This window comes from Thermopolyspora sp. NPDC052614, from assembly GCF_040678635.1.
GTDB lineage: Bacteria > Actinomycetota > Actinomycetes > Streptosporangiales > Streptosporangiaceae > Thermopolyspora.
The window spans coordinates 1-15,692 of record NZ_JBFATZ010000037.1 but is presented as its reverse complement, the minus strand read 5'-3'; the positions used below and the strand labels follow the sequence as shown (position 1 = coordinate 15,692).

At 73.8% G+C, this 15,692-nt stretch carries 13 protein-coding genes and 2 pseudogenes; 1 reads left to right on the top strand and 14 read right to left on the bottom strand.

Annotation, left to right across the window (positions count from 1 at the left end):
* The 3 genes and pseudogenes from AB0K60_RS37350 to AB0K60_RS37340 form a co-directional block, all read right to left on the bottom strand.
* Nucleotides 1–194, bottom strand: a pseudogene (locus AB0K60_RS37350) (CpaF family protein); the annotation flags it as partial.
* A 34-nt stretch (nucleotides 195–228) separates the two neighbouring features.
* Nucleotides 229–1,110, bottom strand: coding sequence for a hypothetical protein (locus tag AB0K60_RS37345; RefSeq protein WP_364066474.1), 882 nt, complete (start codon nucleotides 1,108–1,110; stop codon nucleotides 229–231).
* Between the two features lies 1 nt (nucleotide 1,111).
* Nucleotides 1,112–1,789, bottom strand: a complete 678-nt coding sequence (locus AB0K60_RS37340) for a hypothetical protein (protein WP_364066471.1) — start codon at nucleotides 1,787–1,789, stop codon at nucleotides 1,112–1,114.
* 483 nt (nucleotides 1,790–2,272) lie between these two features.
* Between AB0K60_RS37340 and AB0K60_RS37335 the strand changes: the two genes are divergently transcribed.
* Nucleotides 2,273–6,997, top strand: coding sequence for an FtsK/SpoIIIE domain-containing protein (locus AB0K60_RS37335; protein ID WP_364066468.1), 4,725 nt, complete (start codon nucleotides 2,273–2,275; stop codon nucleotides 6,995–6,997).
* Between the two features lie 80 nt (nucleotides 6,998–7,077).
* Here the strand turns inward: AB0K60_RS37335 and AB0K60_RS37330 are convergent, their stop codons facing one another.
* The 11 genes and pseudogenes from AB0K60_RS37330 to AB0K60_RS37280 form a co-directional block, all read right to left on the bottom strand.
* Nucleotides 7,078–7,350, bottom strand: coding sequence for a WXG100 family type VII secretion target (locus tag AB0K60_RS37330; protein WP_364066465.1), 273 nt, complete (start codon nucleotides 7,348–7,350; stop codon nucleotides 7,078–7,080).
* Nucleotides 7,351–7,446: 96 nt separating this feature from the next.
* Nucleotides 7,447–8,397: a hypothetical protein gene (locus AB0K60_RS37325; protein ID WP_364066462.1), complete on the bottom strand. Its 951-nt coding sequence runs from the start codon at nucleotides 8,395–8,397 to the stop codon at nucleotides 7,447–7,449.
* An 11-nt stretch (nucleotides 8,398–8,408) separates the two neighbouring features.
* Nucleotides 8,409–9,143 (bottom strand): hypothetical protein, encoded by a 735-nt coding sequence (locus AB0K60_RS37320; protein ID WP_364066459.1) that lies wholly within the window; start codon nucleotides 9,141–9,143, stop codon nucleotides 8,409–8,411.
* 9 nt (nucleotides 9,144–9,152) lie between these two features.
* Nucleotides 9,153–11,981, bottom strand: coding sequence for a hypothetical protein (locus tag AB0K60_RS37315; protein ID WP_364066456.1), 2,829 nt, complete (start codon nucleotides 11,979–11,981; stop codon nucleotides 9,153–9,155).
* Nucleotides 11,982–12,049: 68 nt separating this feature from the next.
* A complete protein-coding gene (locus AB0K60_RS37310) occupies nucleotides 12,050–12,490 on the bottom strand; it encodes a pilus assembly protein TadG-related protein (RefSeq protein ID WP_364066453.1) in 441 nt (146 codons plus the stop codon).
* Nucleotides 12,487–12,867: a TadE/TadG family type IV pilus assembly protein gene (locus AB0K60_RS37305; RefSeq protein WP_364066450.1), complete on the bottom strand. Its 381-nt coding sequence runs from the start codon at nucleotides 12,865–12,867 to the stop codon at nucleotides 12,487–12,489. Before AB0K60_RS37305 ends, AB0K60_RS37310 begins: the two co-directional genes overlap by 4 nt.
* A gap of 32 nt (nucleotides 12,868–12,899) precedes the next feature.
* Nucleotides 12,900–13,331: a TadE/TadG family type IV pilus assembly protein gene (locus tag AB0K60_RS37300; protein ID WP_364066447.1), complete on the bottom strand. Its 432-nt coding sequence runs from the start codon at nucleotides 13,329–13,331 to the stop codon at nucleotides 12,900–12,902.
* Nucleotides 13,309–13,602 carry a hypothetical protein gene (locus AB0K60_RS37295; RefSeq protein ID WP_364066444.1) on the bottom strand — a complete coding sequence of 98 codons (294 nt, stop codon included), beginning with the start codon at nucleotides 13,600–13,602 and terminating at the stop codon, nucleotides 13,309–13,311. The genes AB0K60_RS37300 and AB0K60_RS37295 overlap by 23 nt, the downstream gene beginning before the upstream one ends.
* A 22-nt stretch (nucleotides 13,603–13,624) precedes the next feature.
* A complete protein-coding gene (locus AB0K60_RS37290) occupies nucleotides 13,625–14,536 on the bottom strand; it encodes a type II secretion system F family protein (protein WP_364066441.1) in 912 nt (303 codons plus the stop codon).
* Complete coding sequence (locus AB0K60_RS37285; RefSeq protein WP_364066438.1) at nucleotides 14,533–15,423, bottom strand: type II secretion system F family protein; 891 nt, start codon at nucleotides 15,421–15,423, stop codon at nucleotides 14,533–14,535. The genes AB0K60_RS37290 and AB0K60_RS37285 overlap by 4 nt, the downstream gene beginning before the upstream one ends.
* Nucleotides 15,420–15,692: pseudogene (locus tag AB0K60_RS37280) on the bottom strand (CpaF family protein); the annotation flags it as partial. The pseudogene AB0K60_RS37280 and the gene AB0K60_RS37285, both read right to left, overlap by 4 nt.

The window sequence follows — 15,692 nt, the reverse complement described above, 5'->3', positions numbered from 1 at the left end:
GGCGGCGTACGCCCCAGCCCGATCTCCGAGCGGGCGTGCTCCTCCAGCACCTGGGCGATCAGCGCACGCGCGAACTGCCGCTCGTCCTCCCCCGACATCGGCGGCACGCCGCCGGCCTGGTCGATCCGCCGCTGATGCGCCAGCCGGTCCCCGACCACCTGCCGGAACCGCTTCACGAGGTTGTGATCGGTCACCTGCCCTCCCTCGTAATGGAGCGCTCCAAGGCGATCATTCGCCCTCCCGCGCCGGACGAGGCCGCGGCACCGGCGGCGGCGTGGCGGTGAGCCCGCCCGTAAGCCCGCCCGTGAGCCCGCCCGTGAGGCCGCCCGTGAGTCCGTTGGTGGAGCCCACGGCGGGGTCCCGGGTGCGGGTGGAGGCGACCCGGGAGGCGAGCCGACCGGCGAGGTCCCGGGCGGTGCGGATCAGCAGGCTGCGGTCGAGCCGCCCGCCCCACTGCCCGCGCAGCAGCTCGGCGCCCTTGGGGTCGTACGCCAGGCCGCCGACGAACGCGACGTCGTGGCCGGTGGCGGCGACGATCCGGCGCACCTCGTCGATCGCGGGGCGGTAGGAGCGCGCGTCGGCGATGACGACCACGCCCCGCTCGGGCCCCTTGGGCAGCAGGGCGAGGCGTTCGCGCAGGTGGGCCACGTTGTCCAGGCTCGCCCGGGTGAACAGGACCACCAGGTCGGCCTCGGCGACCAGGTCGTTGATCTGGAGGTGCCCGCCGAGGCGTCCGCAGTCGGCGAGCACGTCGGCCTGCGGCAGCGCCGCCAGCGCCCGCCCGAGGGGCCCCCACAGCCAGGTGAGCCCGGCGGCCTGCTCGCCGTTGGTCAGCCCGGCGAGCACGTCGAGGCCGCCGATCAGGCGCTGGGTGTGCTCGTAGATCTGCTCGGGGTAGAGTCCGCGCCGGGCGGTCGCGCCGAGGCTGAGCAGGCCCCGGCCCGGGTTGAGCATGCCGCCGTCCGCCCCCGGCAGCCGGTAGACGAGGTCGCCGCCAGAGGGGTCGCACTCGGCGAGCAGCACCGGGCGCGGCCACACCGCGCCGAGCGCGGTCGCGGCGGTGGTGACGCCGGGGGCGCCCTTGTCGGCGGCGAGCACGATGAGGCCCACCTCAGCCCGCCCCGGGCAGCACGGCGAGGGCGACCTCGCCGCTGGAGGAGTGGAGCGCGACCTCGGGCGCCTCGGCGGTGTCCACGATGATCGAGACGAGGCCGCCGGACCCGCTCCTGCCGGCCGGGCCGATGGTGTGCACCAAGGCGTTCTGCACGAGCACGCGGGCCGCGCCCTCGGCCGCCCGCGCGGGCACGTGGATCACCTGGACGCGCTGCCCCTTGGCGAGGTCGGCGGGCATCTGGCCGGCCTTGAGCGCCAGGCCCACGATCGCCTTGCCGGGGCCGAGCTCCTCGCTCGCGGACGTGGTCATCTGCCTGATCAGCAGCGTGCCGGGGATGAGGGGCACCCGCGCGTACGTCCGCGCCACCTGCTGGCGCAACCGCCACGGCACGTAGTCGACGCCGGTCTGCGCCACCTGTACCTCCTCCATGGCGGCGAGGGCGATCGGCTGCCCGGCGGCGATCTGCTGGGTGATGCGGATGGCCGAGACCCGGTCGCCGGTGCGCATCATGAGCAGGGTGGTGGCGAGGGCGCCGCCCACGATGAGGAGCACGGCGAGGGCCGCGAGGGCGGGCTTGCGCTCGCGGGGCGGCACCGGGAGCTTCCGGGAGGCGGGCGCGGACAGTCCGGCCCGGCCTCCGTTCGCCTCGCGTGGGGGTTTCTCGCTGGTCCTCATAGGTGCGTGACTCCAAGGGGCGTTTCGGCCCGCCCGGACATGATCATCATGAGGGGTGGGGCGGGCCTCGTTTTCAAGCTGAGCAACGCGTTAACCGATGCGGGATTCACGCCATTATGGGCGTATTAGCAGACCCGGCCGGGCCGGAATCGCGGACCCATGCCTATCCGTTATGGCAACACGCCGTCAACCTGAAGCGAAAGATTTTGTATCTGCCGCACCTTGATCATCAGAATTATGCTCATTCTCCATGACATAACACCGGTAACACCGGCAACTCGCCCACCTGCATCACCAGCGACAACGGCGGCGAATGACGCGGAAGCGGATAAAACCCTGGAATGAGGTCTCATTCGCCATAGGCATTACGGCAAAGGCCGAGATGAGATCCGGTTCGCTCGCTACCGTGTGGGGCGTACGAGCCACAACCGTACGGGCCACAGCGGCGTTTTCGCCCGACCGGATATCCGCGGGAGGCCTCGCATGCGCATCATGCTCACCGTGGTCACAGCCCACGGCCGCCGGGACGTACTCGCCGAGGGCGACGAACTGACCACCGTCGCCGGCCTCGCCGACGCCCTGGCCGGCGCGCCCGCCGATCTCTCCAACGTCGTACGGCTGACGCGCGCCCGCGCGCCCTACGGCCTCGCCCCCGACGCCGCGCCGGCCGGACGGTCGCCCTCCGGCCGCCGCCTGTGGCTCGACGGCAAGCCGCTCGATCCGGACGCGACGGTGTCCGGGCTGCTGCGCGACGGCGACGTGGTGGCGCTCGACCCCGGGGCCGCCGCGGCGACGGTGACCGAGGAACCCGTCGGCATCGTGGAGATCCGCGTCGTCGGCGGCCCGGCCGCGGGCTCCGTGCACCGGCTCGGACTCGGCGTCTACACCATCGGCTCCGACCCGGCCGGCGCCATCGTCGTCCGCGACCCCGCGATGCCGCCCACGGGCGCCGTCGTCCGCGTCGCCCCCGGAGGAATCACCGTCGAACCCGCACCCTCCCTTCCCGGCCCCCACCGGCATCAGGCCCTCGATCGGCACCACAACCCGCGGGACCGGCGGGTCCGTCCCTCCGGCGGCCCGGCGCGAAGCGGAGCGCCCGGACGGGACGGACGCGTCCGCGAACGGCGACGCCTGTTCCGGCGCAAGCGAAAGCCGTCGGCCGCCGAGGCCGAGCAGTGGGACGACCCGGCCGCGCCACGCCTGGACGGCGCGCCGCTGACGGACCCGGAGGCGTGGGGCGACGGACGCCTGCTACGCTGCGGCAATTCGCTGCTCGTCTGCGGCCCCGTCGAGCCCCCCGACGCCCACCTCGACACGCTGCCGGACGGCGGTCTCGCGTACAACCGCCCGCCGCGCCTCGCCCCGCCCGAGCGCACCAGACGCCTGGAGGTCCCGGCCGAGCCCAAACGCGGCGAGGGCATGCGCCTGCAACTGCTCGCCGCGCTGCTGCCCGCCGTGTTCGGCCTGGTGATGGCGTTCGTCTTCCACCTGTGGTACTTCCTGCTGATCGCCCTGATGACCCCCGCGATCATGATCGGCCAGTGGTGGAGCGACCGCAGGCACGGCCGCAAGAAGCACCGGGAGGCGGTCAGGGTCTACCAGCGCCGTCTCGCCGAGTTCGAACAGGACGTGGCGACGGCCAGGGCCGTGGACGAGGCCGAGCGCCGGGCCGCCTCCCCCGACCCCGCCGAGGCGCTGCTCACCGCCAAGGGCCCGCGCCGCAGGCTGTGGGAGCGGCGCATCCACGACCCCGACGTGCTGCGGCTGCGCCTTGGCCTGGCCGACCTGCCCGCCGACCTGGAGTTCGTCCCGGAGCGGGGCTCGGCGGACGTCAAGCTCCCCGACCCGCCGATCGCCCGGAACGTTCCCGTGAACCTGGCGATGCGCCGGCTCGGCGTGGCGGGCCTCACCGGCTCGCGTCCGGTCGCCCTCGCCGTCGCGCGCTGGCTCGTCGGGCAGGCCGCCACCCTGCACAGCCCACGCGACCTGGCCGTCGTGGTGCTGTCGGCCAAGGCCGACGGCGCCCAGCACTGGTCCTGGGTACGGTGGCTGCCGCACAGCGACCCCCGCGACTCCGGCTGCGCGGCCCTGGTCGGCGCGGACCCCGAGGCCGCCGCCCGGCGCGTCGCGGAGCTGGCGTCGCTCGTCGCCGAACGCCTCGACGAGGACGGCTACTACGGCCGGTCGTCGCTCGGCTCCGGCCTGAGCGCCGGTCTGAACGGCCGGCCCGGCGGGTGGGACGACCCTCAGTGGTCGGGCGCGGGCAAGGCGTCCTCCGGCCCCGCCTTCGCCGCCTACAGCGACCAGCCGTACGACGTGCTGCTCATCCTCGACGGCGCCCAGGTGCTGCGGTCGCTGCCCGGCATGCCCCAGGTGCTGCGCCAGGGCCCCCGCGCCGGGGTGTACACGCTGGCGATCGACGACGACCGCAGGCTGCTCCCGGAGGAGTGCGCCACCGTCGTCTCCTGCTTCGACGACGGCCACGTACGGCTGCACGGCGGCGGCTTGGACGCCCTGGGCCGGATCCTCGCCGACCAGGTCTCCACGTCGTGGTCCGAGCAGCTCGCCCGGTCCCTGGCGCCGCTGCGCGACGTCAGCCGGGGCGACGCGGCCGCCGCCCTGCCGTCCTCGGCCAGGCTCCTCGACCTGCTCGATCTCCCGGTCCTCAGCGGGCGGGCGATCCGCGCCAAGTGGCGGGGCCACACCACGCGGGCCCTGATCGGCGTGGGCCCCGACGGCCCCTACAGCGTCGACCTGCGCCGCGACGGCCCGCACGCGCTCATCGCCGGCACCACCGGCGCCGGGAAGTCCGAGCTCCTGCAGACCCTCATCTGCGCCCTGGCCGCGGTCAACCGCCCCGACGAGATGACCTTCGTGCTGATCGACTACAAGGGCGGGGCCGCCTTCAAGGAGTGCGTACGGCTCCCGCACACGGTCGGCATGGTCAGCGACCTCGACGGCCACCTCACCCAGCGCGCCCTGGAGTCCCTCGCGGCCGAGCTCCGCCGCCGCGAACGCCTCCTCCTCGCCGCGGGCGCCAAGGACATCGAGGACTACCAGGAGCTGCGCGCCAGGTCCCCGCTCGACCCGCTGCCGCGGCTCGTGCTGATCATCGACGAGTTCGCCGCGCTCGTGGCCGAGCTGCCGGACTTCGTGGAGGGGCTGGTGGACATCGCCCGGCGCGGGCGTTCCCTCGGCATCCACCTGATCCTCGCGACCCAGCGTCCGCAGGGCGTGGTGACCGCCGACATCCAGGCGAACACCTCGCTGCGGATCGCCCTGCGGGTGACCGACACGACCGAGTCCGCCGACGTCATCGACGGGCCGGAGGCCGCCCGCATCTCCAAGTCGCTGCCCGGCCGGTGCTATGTGAAGTCGGGCGCGGGCGCTGCGGTCGCCGTACAGACGGCCCGGATCGGCGGACGCGCCCCCGGCAAGGAGGCGCAGGGCGCCGCGCGGGTCGTCGATCTGCCGTGGCAGGCCCTTGGGCACCCGGTGCGCCTCGCCGCCGCGAAATCGGACGACGCCGCGCAGACCGACCTGTCGCTTCTCGTGGACGCGCTCCGCGAGGCCGCGCGGGAGGCCGGCGTCCCCGACCAGCCCAGCCCCTGGCTGCCCCCGCTCCCCGACGCCGTCGTCCTCGGCGAGCTCCCCGCGCACCACGCCTCCCGCGCCGACGGGGAGGTGCCCCCGGTGCCGTTCGGCGTGACCGACCTGCCGTGGGAGCAGCGCCGCCGCCCGCTCGTCCTCGACCTCGCGCACGGCGGGCACCTGCTCATCGCGGGCACCTCCCGCAGCGGCAGATCGACGGCCCTGCGCACGATCGCCGGCTCGATCGCCGCCACGGCCTCCCCGGCGGACGTGCACCTGCACGCCGTCGACTGCGGCTCGGGTTCCCTGCTTCCCCTGGTAGCGCTGCCGCACTGCGGGGCGGTGGTCACCCGCGACCAGATCGACCGCGTGGAACGCCTCCTCGCCCGCCTGCGCGCCGAGGTGTCCAGGCGCCAGCAGATCCTCGCCGAGGCGGGGCACGCCTCGCTGGCCGAGGCGCGGGCCGCCGGGCACGTCGAGCGCATGCCGTGGCTGGTGTTCATGCTGGACCGGTGGGAGGGCTTCCTCGCCGCGTTCGAGCAGTACGACTACGGCAGGCTGATCGAGGCGCTCATGCAGTTGCTGCGCGAGGGGCCCGCGGTGGGGCTGCGGGCGGTGGTGACGGCCGACCGGTCCGGGCTGCTCGGCCAGATCTCCACGGTGTTCGACGAGAAGCTGGTGCTGAAGCTGGCGGACGCCGCCGACTACGGGCTCGCCGGCCTGCCGGCCAAGAATCTGCCCTCGTCGATGCCTCCCGGCCGCGTGCTCTCCCTCGCCGAACACGGCCTGGTCGAGAGCCAGGTCGCCCTCCTGTGCCCGGATCCGTCGGGCCCGGCGCAGGTGGCCGAGTTGCAGGCGCTCGCCAGGGTCGCCGCCGAGCGTACGGGCGACAACCCCAACTCGCCGATCCGCGTCGATGCCCTGCCGATGCGCATCACCGCCTCTCAGGCCCGCGGCCTGGTCCCGTCGTTCCGCCCGCCGTCGCCCCTGTGGGCGCTGCTCGGCGTGGGCGGCGACGCGCTCGCCCCCCTCGGCATCGACCTGCTCACCGGCGGCCCGGGGGCGGCCGTCGCGGGCCCGGCGCGCTCGGGGCGCTCGTCCGCCCTGGTCACCGCCGCCCGGTCGCTGCTGTCCCAGGACACGCCGGTCCTCATCGTGACCCCCCGGCGCAGCCCGCTGCGGGATCTCGCCGACGCCCCCGGGGTGCTCGCCGTACTCGACGGGAACGGCAGGCCGTTGGACGGCTCGCCGGAGACGCCGCTCCCCGCCCTGCTGGCGGGCCACCCCCGCTACGTCGTCGTCGTGGACGACGCCGAACTGCTGTCCCCCGACAGCCCCACCGGCGCCGCCCTGGAGGACGTCCTGCGGACCGGCCGCGACGAGGAGCACGGACTGCTCATCGCGGGCACCACGGGCGACATGACGACCGCCTACCGCGGCTTCGTCGCCGAGACCCGCAAGTCCCGCACCGGCCTGCTGCTGTCCGTGCAGAGCCCCGCCGACGGCGACCTGTTCTCCGTCCGCCTCCCCCGCGGCGCGGTGGGCGGCCCTCCGGGCCGCGGTCTGCTGATCGTGTCCGGGGCCGCCACGCCCCTGCAGACCGCCGTTCCGGACTGAAGGCCCGGACTGAAGGCGCAGAAAAGGCCGGCGCGGCGCCGCCCCCAGGTAGGGGCGACGCCGCGCGGGACGTGAATGGGTCAGCGGGTGGCGGACTCGATGTTGCCGCGGTAGGTGTTGATGACGCGGGAGGCCTCGGCGAGCTCCTCGGCCATGCGCTGGAAGGCCGCGCGGTAGCTCTCCCAGGCGTCCTTGAAGCGGATCGCGCCCTGGCCGGTCCACGCCGTGCCGACCTTGGCCGCCTCGCGGTCGAGGTTGGTCATCGTGGTGCGTACCTGGTCGGCCTGCTGGGTGAACTGCGCGGCCATGGCCTGCATCTCCGCAGGGTCACCGCCGAGCAAGCTGTGGCTCATGCCGTCTCCTTCTCCGTCACGTGTCAAGGCTTGTTTACAGTAGCCGTCAAGACACGGTGAGCGTGGCCGCTATGCCCAGCGGCTATGACGTACGGCTCAGCGCACGACGGTGGACTGGATCTCGTCGATCCGCACGGTGGTCGTGGCATCGACTCTGCCCTCGTCGAAGGTGACGCCCTCGACGTTGGTGGTCACATCCCATTTGCGGGTGACGGTGATGGTGAACCGTCCCTGCAGGGAGGAGCGGTTGAACCGCACCCAGCAGCCGTCCTTGGGCGACATGCCCTTGCGGTAGGCGGGGCAGGAGTTCCGCTTGTCCTGGATGTCGGGGTCGCCGCCGCTGGCCTTGATGATGACCTTCGCAGGCCTGGCCTCGATTTGCGCGGACAGGCCGGGCACGCCGCGTACGCTCGCCGTCACCGTCAACAGGGGCGGGTCGGTGACCTCGACCCAGGTCTCCAGGCCGACGAAGGACCGCCCGCCGGGCGGGTTCAGCCTGATCCGCGGTTTCGGCAGGGTGAGGTTGGCGCGGGCGATGTAGGACAGGTCCACCGGGTCGATGATCTGATCGTCCTTGGCGATGGGCGGACGCGGGCCGACGTACTTGTAGAACGGCCTGGTCCGGGCGTAGCAGGCCGCGCCCTCGGCGGTGCCGTCGTCGGACAGGAACCACCAGATCTTGCCGGCCTCGCCGTCGTGCTTGCCGATCTCGTCGCGGATCTTCTCGTACCACTCCTGCGCGAGTCGCTGGTCCTCCGGCCCTTGGTGGTGCCACGCCTCGAAGTTGCGCCGGGCCCAGGCGTACATCTCGTCCTGGGTGTAGCGGGGCTGGTACCAGCAGCGCGGCGGTTTGAAGTTGGGAGGAACGTTCGGGGTGCCGTTTCGCCGGTACCCCGAGCCGTTGAGGTGCACCAGGGATCGCGCGTAGACGTCGAAGTTCCTCCCATCGCCGTGCCCGCCGCCTCGGGGCCCGGGCCTCGCCGCGGCCGGGCCCGTCGCGACCGCGCCGAGCAGCGTGGAGATCATCACGGTGATCAGTGTCGTCATGAGGAGCCGTCTCATCCTCGGCACTCCCTGCCTGCGGGATCGGTGGCGGAGAACGAGCGGTATTCGTGGATTTGCCACGTGTCGCCCGTGCGCGCCAGCACGACCCGGAACTTGTATCGAGAGGATTCGCTTTTGCCGAACGACCAGTCGACCTGGCCGGTGTTCACGTTCTTCGCGCCCGCCTTCGTCTCGTCGCCGCAGCCGTCGAGGAACACGCGGCCGTCGTCGCCTTCGGCCGCCTGCACGGCGTAGGCGCGGATCGTCCCGGTCGGGCGCTCCTTCGACTCCGCCCAGTTCCTGACGACCTCGGTGAAGATCCCCGTGCCGCCGAGGAACGATCCGGGCGCGACGTACGCCCGGTAGCGGGTGTCCCGGCCGCCCGTCGCCGACGCGTACCACCACGCCCGCCAGAACCGGCCGAAGTCCCGCACCGCTCCCGCCGCGTTCCCCGAGGCGGGCCGTGGCCGGTACAGCACCTTGAGGTCGGCCGGGAAGGCGAACTCGTCCGCCGAGGTCTCCGGCGGCTCGCGTTCCCCCTGTTCGCCGGAGCCCGCGCCGGCGGAGGTCGTCGGCCGCGCCGCCGGGGCGGACTCCGCGACGCCGGCGTCGTCTCCGCCGGTGGGCCGCAGCGGAGGCGGTTCCTTCGCGCAGCCCGCCAGGACCAGCCCTCCGACGCCCACGGCGACCGCCGCCCACCTCAGCGGCGGGCGGGCGGTCGGGTCACGGCGGGGAGGGATGGCGTCCACGGTCGGCTCCTATCCGGCCTGCTGGTAGGCGGGAGTGGGCAGCAGTTCCTCGATCAGCGCCTCGGTCTCCGGCATCAGGCGGCCCTTGAGGTGGGAGGCGGCGGCCCACCGGCGAAGCTGGTCCACCCAGTGCCGGACCTCGTTGAGATCGCCCCCGGCGTGCGCGGCCCGCAGCAGGTCGCGCCAGAGTGTCTCGTCCCCGTCGGCGAGGCGCAGCCCGGCGAGCGCCGCGTCGACGCCGCCGCGCGGGTCGGCGGCGGCCAGGCGCAGCTCCGACAGGCGGTGGGCGGCGTCGGCCACCCGGGCGGGCACCTCGAAGGCGAGCGGGTCGCCCGCCAGCCACACGTACCGTCCGGGCGGCCTGCCGTACAGCAGGGGTCCCCGGATCACGGTGAGCGCGCGGGCGAGGTGCGGGGCGCCGCCGTGCGGGTCGGCGGCGGCGAGCCGGGCGAGTTCGAGGAAGATCTGCCAGTCGACGGCGACCTCGGGGCCGAGCGAGAGCCGTCCGTCGTCCTCGGTGACGAGGTTGGGGCGTCCGGCGCGGTCGGTGCCGAGCCAGTCCCGGGCGCGGGCGATCACGGCGTCGCGGACCGATTCCTCCACGCCGCGCGGCCACAGCGCGCCGCCGAGCACCCGGGGGTGCACCCCGCCCGGGTGGGTCGCCAGGTAGCACACCAGCTCGGTGCAGATGGGGCGCCGCTCGTCCTCGATCGGGCCGGGGGCGATCACCTCGATCGGGCCGAGGACGCGGACCTCGGCCGCGGGCCGGAAGGAGGCGCTGAGCTGCGCGGAGACCGGCCCGCTCGGCTCGGGGTCGGGCATCGGCACCCCGTCGCCGACGGTCGTCCGGAACAGCTCGATGACCTGGTGGTACTGCTGCTCGGGCAGGAGCTGGCCCTGGACGTCCAGGCCGAGTGCGGTGATCGAGGCGCGGCCGTCGGGGGTGAGGTCCCACGTCCAGGCCGCCCCGGGGAGGTCGTCGCCCGCCACCAGGTAGCCGGAGGCGAGGCGGCTGCCGGTCTTGGCGAGCTCGGCGAGCCTGGTCGCCTCGGCCGGGTTCGGCGGGACGGCGCTGAGCAGGTAGGTGGGCATCCACGCCTCGCCGTACACGCCCCGGCAGCGTCCGGTGAGCACCGAGCCGACCCCGGCGGCGGCGAGCGCCCGCTGCACGTCGGCGGTGCGGGCCTCCAACTCGGGCAGCGCCTCGGCGAGGGTGGGGACGACCGTGACGCGGTCGGGGGCGATCAGCGCCAGGTCGGGGCTGAGGCCGACGAGGATCAGCCGCATGTGGTCCGACCAGCGGTTGGTGGCGAGCTCGACGGCGACGGCGGCGAGCGCGGCGGCCACGATGTGCGGGCGTCCGCGCACGTTGATGACGCCGTGCGCGGCCTCCAGGTCGACCAGCACCCGGCCGCCGTCGCGGGTGCCGAGCGAGACCATCCCCGGGTACGGCGCGAGCGTCCCGGCGAGCGCGTCCTCGGGCAGCCGGTGGCCGTCGCCCGCCGCCAGGCGCCAGACGCTGCCGTTGTCGACGGCGACCCACGGCGCGGGCGCGTCCCGGTCGGCCGGGTGGATCCACAGGTCGAGGTGGCCGGGCGACAGGAAGGTGCCGTAGACGGTCGGCGGCGTGCGGCCCTGCTCGGCGAGGGCCCGGTTGAGGTGGCGCAGGCCGAGGTCGAGCAGGCGCGTGCCGTACGGATCGGCGCCGAGCAGCAGGGCCATCTCGGCGAGCGCGGCGTCGCCCTCCGGCTGGGGCAGGCGGCGGCCGAAGGCACGGTTCCACAGCTGCACGCGCCGCCGCTGCCCGAGCGCGGCGAGCAGCCCGGCGGCGGCGAGCGACGCGGCGGCCAGGAAGTCGGGCAGCGCCGCCAGCGGCGACTCCACCACGCCGCCCGGCCTGTCGATGTGGTCGGGCTTGTCCTTGCTGACGGGTACGCGGAACTCCCGGGTGTCCTCCGGGTCGCCCTGGTCCGCTCCCGCCTTGGCATTGGATTTGGCGTCAAACGTGGCGTCGGATTTTGCGTCGGATTTGGCGTCGAAGTGGTGGGTCTTTCCGTCGAGCGACGACGGCTTGTCCTCATGTCCGGACAGGATCTCGGCCTTGTCGTCATCCGCCGGCACGGTGTGCACGTTGATCGCGTCGTCGGGCATGTCGAGCACCCAGCCGGGCCGGATCAGGTCGGAGATCTGCAGCCTGGTGCCGTCCGGCTGGACGCGGTGCTTGTTGAGCTCGAAGACCTCCTTGTAGCGGCGGCCGTCGCCGAGGCACTTGTCCGCGATCTCCCACAGGCTCTCGTGGTGCCGGCCCGCCGGGGGCTGCACCACGTACACCTTCTTGGCCTTCTTCACCGGCACCAGCGCGCGGTCCTCCCGCGCCTGCTGCTGCATCGCGGACGGGTCCGCGACGGCGGTGGCGACGGGCGCGGGCTTGGCCTGCACGCTCGCGGTGACCAGCGGGGTCACCGCGGCGGCGGCGGTGAACAGCAGCAGGGCGGCGGTGACGAGCCGGTGGGCGAGCGCCTGCGTGCCCCCGGCGAACGGCACCCGGCTCGGCACGCCGACGTTGCGGATGCCGGCCCACAACTCGACGATCACGCACGCCACGAGCTGGAGCCAGGCGAGCCACACCAGGATCGACAGCAGGTCGAGGATCGTGCCGAGCCGTACCTCGTCGGTGAGCATGGACAGCGACAGCCCGCCCTCGGGGATGGGCGAGCCGAAGAAGCGCAACAGCCCGTACGGCACGCCCGCGATCAGCCCGAGCAGGGCGACGATCGCGAGAATGCCCAGCACGACGTCGGCCGGTGACCGCTCGGCCGTGGGCTGTCTCGTTGCCATCCAGGGCTCCTTGTCTCTCTTGCGTCCGGGGGGCCGGCGTCTCTCTTGCGTTCTCTTGCGTCCGGGCTCTACCGCGTCCGGGGGCCCGCGCTCGCCTCGGCCGTCATGGTCCCGCCGGTGAATCCGATGATCGTGAGGAAGAACGCCCGCCACTCGATGCGCACCTGCGTGGTGACCCGCTGCGCGCCCCCCGCCACCGTGCACCGGGTGAGCGCGGCGCCGGCCTCCCGGTGGTTGCGCACCACCTCGCGCGCCCGCCCGCACGCCTGGCTCCCGCCGGCGATGCGTACCTCGCCGGTGGCCCGCAGCCGCTCGACGTCGATGGCGTCGGCCGCGGCCCGCGCCGCCTGCTCGGCGATGTCCCCGGCCCGCAGCCGGGCGTTGATCTGGGCGCCGCCGTCGACCAGCAGCCCCGCCAAGACGAGCACGGCCACGCTGAACAACACGACGAACACCGCCAGCGACCCGCGTTCGCCGGGGTGCCGGCCGGTTTCGGGCGGCGCGATCACCCCTCGACCCTCCGGAACCGCTCCAGCGGCACGACCGCGCTCGCGCTCATCTCCTTCACCGGGGAGAAGCCGAACCCGGAGACGGCGGAGAGGTCGAGGCGGCAGGTGACCTCCACCCGCACCGATCCGCCCTCGCGCCACTCGCTGCCCGCCATGCTGATCCCCGGCCCGCCCTGGCAGAACGTGAGCGCGCCGCGGGCGGCGTCGCCCGCGGCGGTGCGGGCGCGGGCGAGGGTCCGCTCGACGGAGGCGGCGCGGGCGGCGTCGCGCGCCGCGCCGTTCACCTCGCCCTGGGCCTCGACGATGCGGCCCGCGCCGACGAGCAGCAGCAGGAAGATCAGCAGGACGGGGGCGAGCAGCACGGCCTCGACCGCCATCGAACCTCTCTCCTCCTCTGGTGCCGTCGATCTCATCCACATCTCCGCGAGCCGTTGTCGGGGCGGAAGCACTCGATGGGCCCGCTGAAGGTGGCGGTGACCGGGAAGGACATGTTCGGCAGCAGGGGCACGGCCGCCACCGCGTCGCCGCGGACCGTGACGCCCCGCTCGCCGCCGCGCTCGAACGCCTCGACGGTCACCTTCTGCAGCATCTGCGGGCCGATGGTGCGGACGATGTCGCGGGCCCGCCGCTCCGCGAGCCGTTTCCATCCCGGCGCGTTCACCCCGGCCGCCCGGGCCACCCGCGCCCCTTCCCTGGCGGCGGCGTCGGCGACCTGCCTGCCGTGGAAGACCAGGGTGAACTGGACGGCGAGCAGGATGACGATCAGCACGACCGGCATGATCAGGGACAGTTCAACGACGGACGCGCCCTTGTCCCGATCAGCCGCCACTGACGCTGCCATCACGGGCATTGCCGCCACCCCCGCCACCCCCGCCACCCCCGCCACCGCCACCGCCGCCACCGCCGAAGCCGGACTGGATCTCTTGCGACTTCTGCTCCACGAGGCTTTGGATCAATGTGGCGAGCCCCAGCGCCACCCCGGCGATGATCGCGGTGATGATCACCCACTCCACCGCCGAGGCTCCCCGGCTCGGCGCGGTGCGCGCCCGGTGGATCCGCACCTGAAGCAGGATGATCAGGTAGTCCACCAGCGGAGTCCTGAACCAGTTCATTGTGATTCCTTCCCTATGAGCCCTACGCGCCGAGCATTTTCATCGCGGCCGGAAACGCCAGGAACAGCAGGAACCCGGCGCACAGCAGCAACTGCGCGACGAGCATGGACTGGGATCGCTCCCCCGCCTGTCCCTCCACCTCCGCGAGTTCGCGCCGCCGCATCGTCTCGGCCCGCGCGGCCAGCGACTGCCGTACCTTCGCGCCGTCGTCCGCGACCAGACCCAGCGCCGAGGACAGGTCGCGCAACTCGTCCACGTCGACCTCCTCGCCGAGCTGGCCGAGCGCCTGCCAGGGGGTGATGCCGATGATGCGGGCGCCGGCCAGCGCGTCGCGGATGCGCGCCATCGCCCACCCCTCCCCCAGCGAGGAGGCCATCATCAGCGCCTCGGGCACGCCGCGTCCCCCGGCCAGGTTCATCGCCACCAGGTCGAGGAACGCCCCCACGGCGTGCCGGAAGTCGCGCCGCCGTGCGGCGGCGTCCCGCTTGATCTGCACGTCGGGCAGCATGAAGAACAGCGCCGCGATCAGCAGCGCCGACCACAGCGGGACCGCGAGCTGGAAGTCCCAGCCCATCAGCGGGATCCAGGCGGCGAGGATGGGCGCGGCGAGCAGCCCCGACGCCCCCAGCAGGCACTTGGTCGCCAGGAATCCCTCGAACGACCTGCCGAGCAGGGCGAGGTCGGCCCGGATCGACCGCAACTCCCACCCGCGCGCCGCGTAGAAGCGGGCGGCCGCCTCGCCGACGGCCTTGCGCAGCGCGCTCTCCTTCTCGTCGTTGGTGATCAACGACACGCGGGAGACGCCGTTGCCCTGCCGTACCGCGTCCATCGCCGACAGGCGGGCGGCGAGCCCGGCGCGGGCCGGGAACAGCGCCCGGATCAGCAGGAACACGCCGAGCCCGGCGATCGCCCCGGCGAGCAGTGCCTCGGTCACGCGCCACCTCCCGACGACTCGGGGACCGTGCGGGCCAGCAGTCGCTCGGGCTTGTCGAATTTGGCCAGGCGGCGCATCCAGGCGAACCCGGCGCCGAACAGGGCGGCCACCACGAGCAGCACGAGCTGGCCGAGCGGGTCGCCGTACTCGGCGACGTACGACGGGTTGAAGATGATGAGCAGGGCCGCGAAGCCGAGCGACGCCCCGAGCACGATCTGCACGCTGCGCCGGGTGGAGCGGCGCTCCGCCTCGACCTTGCGGCGCACGTCCAGCTCCTCGCGGGCCGAGGCGGCGAGCGCGCCGAGCACCTCGCGCAGGCCGGGGCCGCGCAGGCGGGCGTTGAGGATGAGCGCGGCCACCACCAGGTCGGCGGAGGAGTCGTTGAGCTCGTCGGCGAAGCGGTGCAGCGCGTCCGGCAGCGGCATGCGGGTGTGCAGCCGGTCCACCAGCGCCCGCAGGTGGGGCTGGAGGGTGGGGGCGGCGGCCCGCACCGAGGCGGGGATCGCCTGCTCGAGTCCGGCCGCGCCGGCGATGGTGTCGCGCAGCGATTCGGTCCAGGCGGCCAGGGCCTCCAGGTTGCGCATGGCGAGGCGTTCCTCGGCCGCGCCGCCGGTCAGGCCGTGCCAGGCCATGACGAGCAGCCCGGAGCCGGCCGCGATCACCGGCCACCTGGTGAGGATGAGCACGACCGCGGCGACGACCACGGCGACCCCGGCCCGGGTCGAGAGCTTGCGTATCCGCTCCTGCCGCTCGGCGGCCTTGCTCGGGGAGATCTGCTTGCGTTCCACCCCGCGGATGAACATGCCCAGCAGGAACAGCCCGCCGCCGAGCAGCGCCCCGCCGAGCAGGGCGAGCACGAGCTGGTTGACGCCGCCGAGTCCGCTCATGCCCACGCTCCGTACGCGGGGTCGAAGCCGTAGGGGATCAGTTCCTCGATGCAGGAGATGGGGGCGTGCGGCACGGCCGAGCCGTCCGGGCCGGGGGCGAAGACCTCGCTGGACAGCACCCGGCCGTCCACGCCGGTGACCTCGCGGATGCTCGCCACGTACCGGCGCAGCCGCCCGCCGCGCGCGTAGTCGTTGCGTTTCTCGATGAACACCACGAAGTCGATCGCGCCCGCGATCAGCATGTGCGTCGCCTCGATCGGCAACCGCTC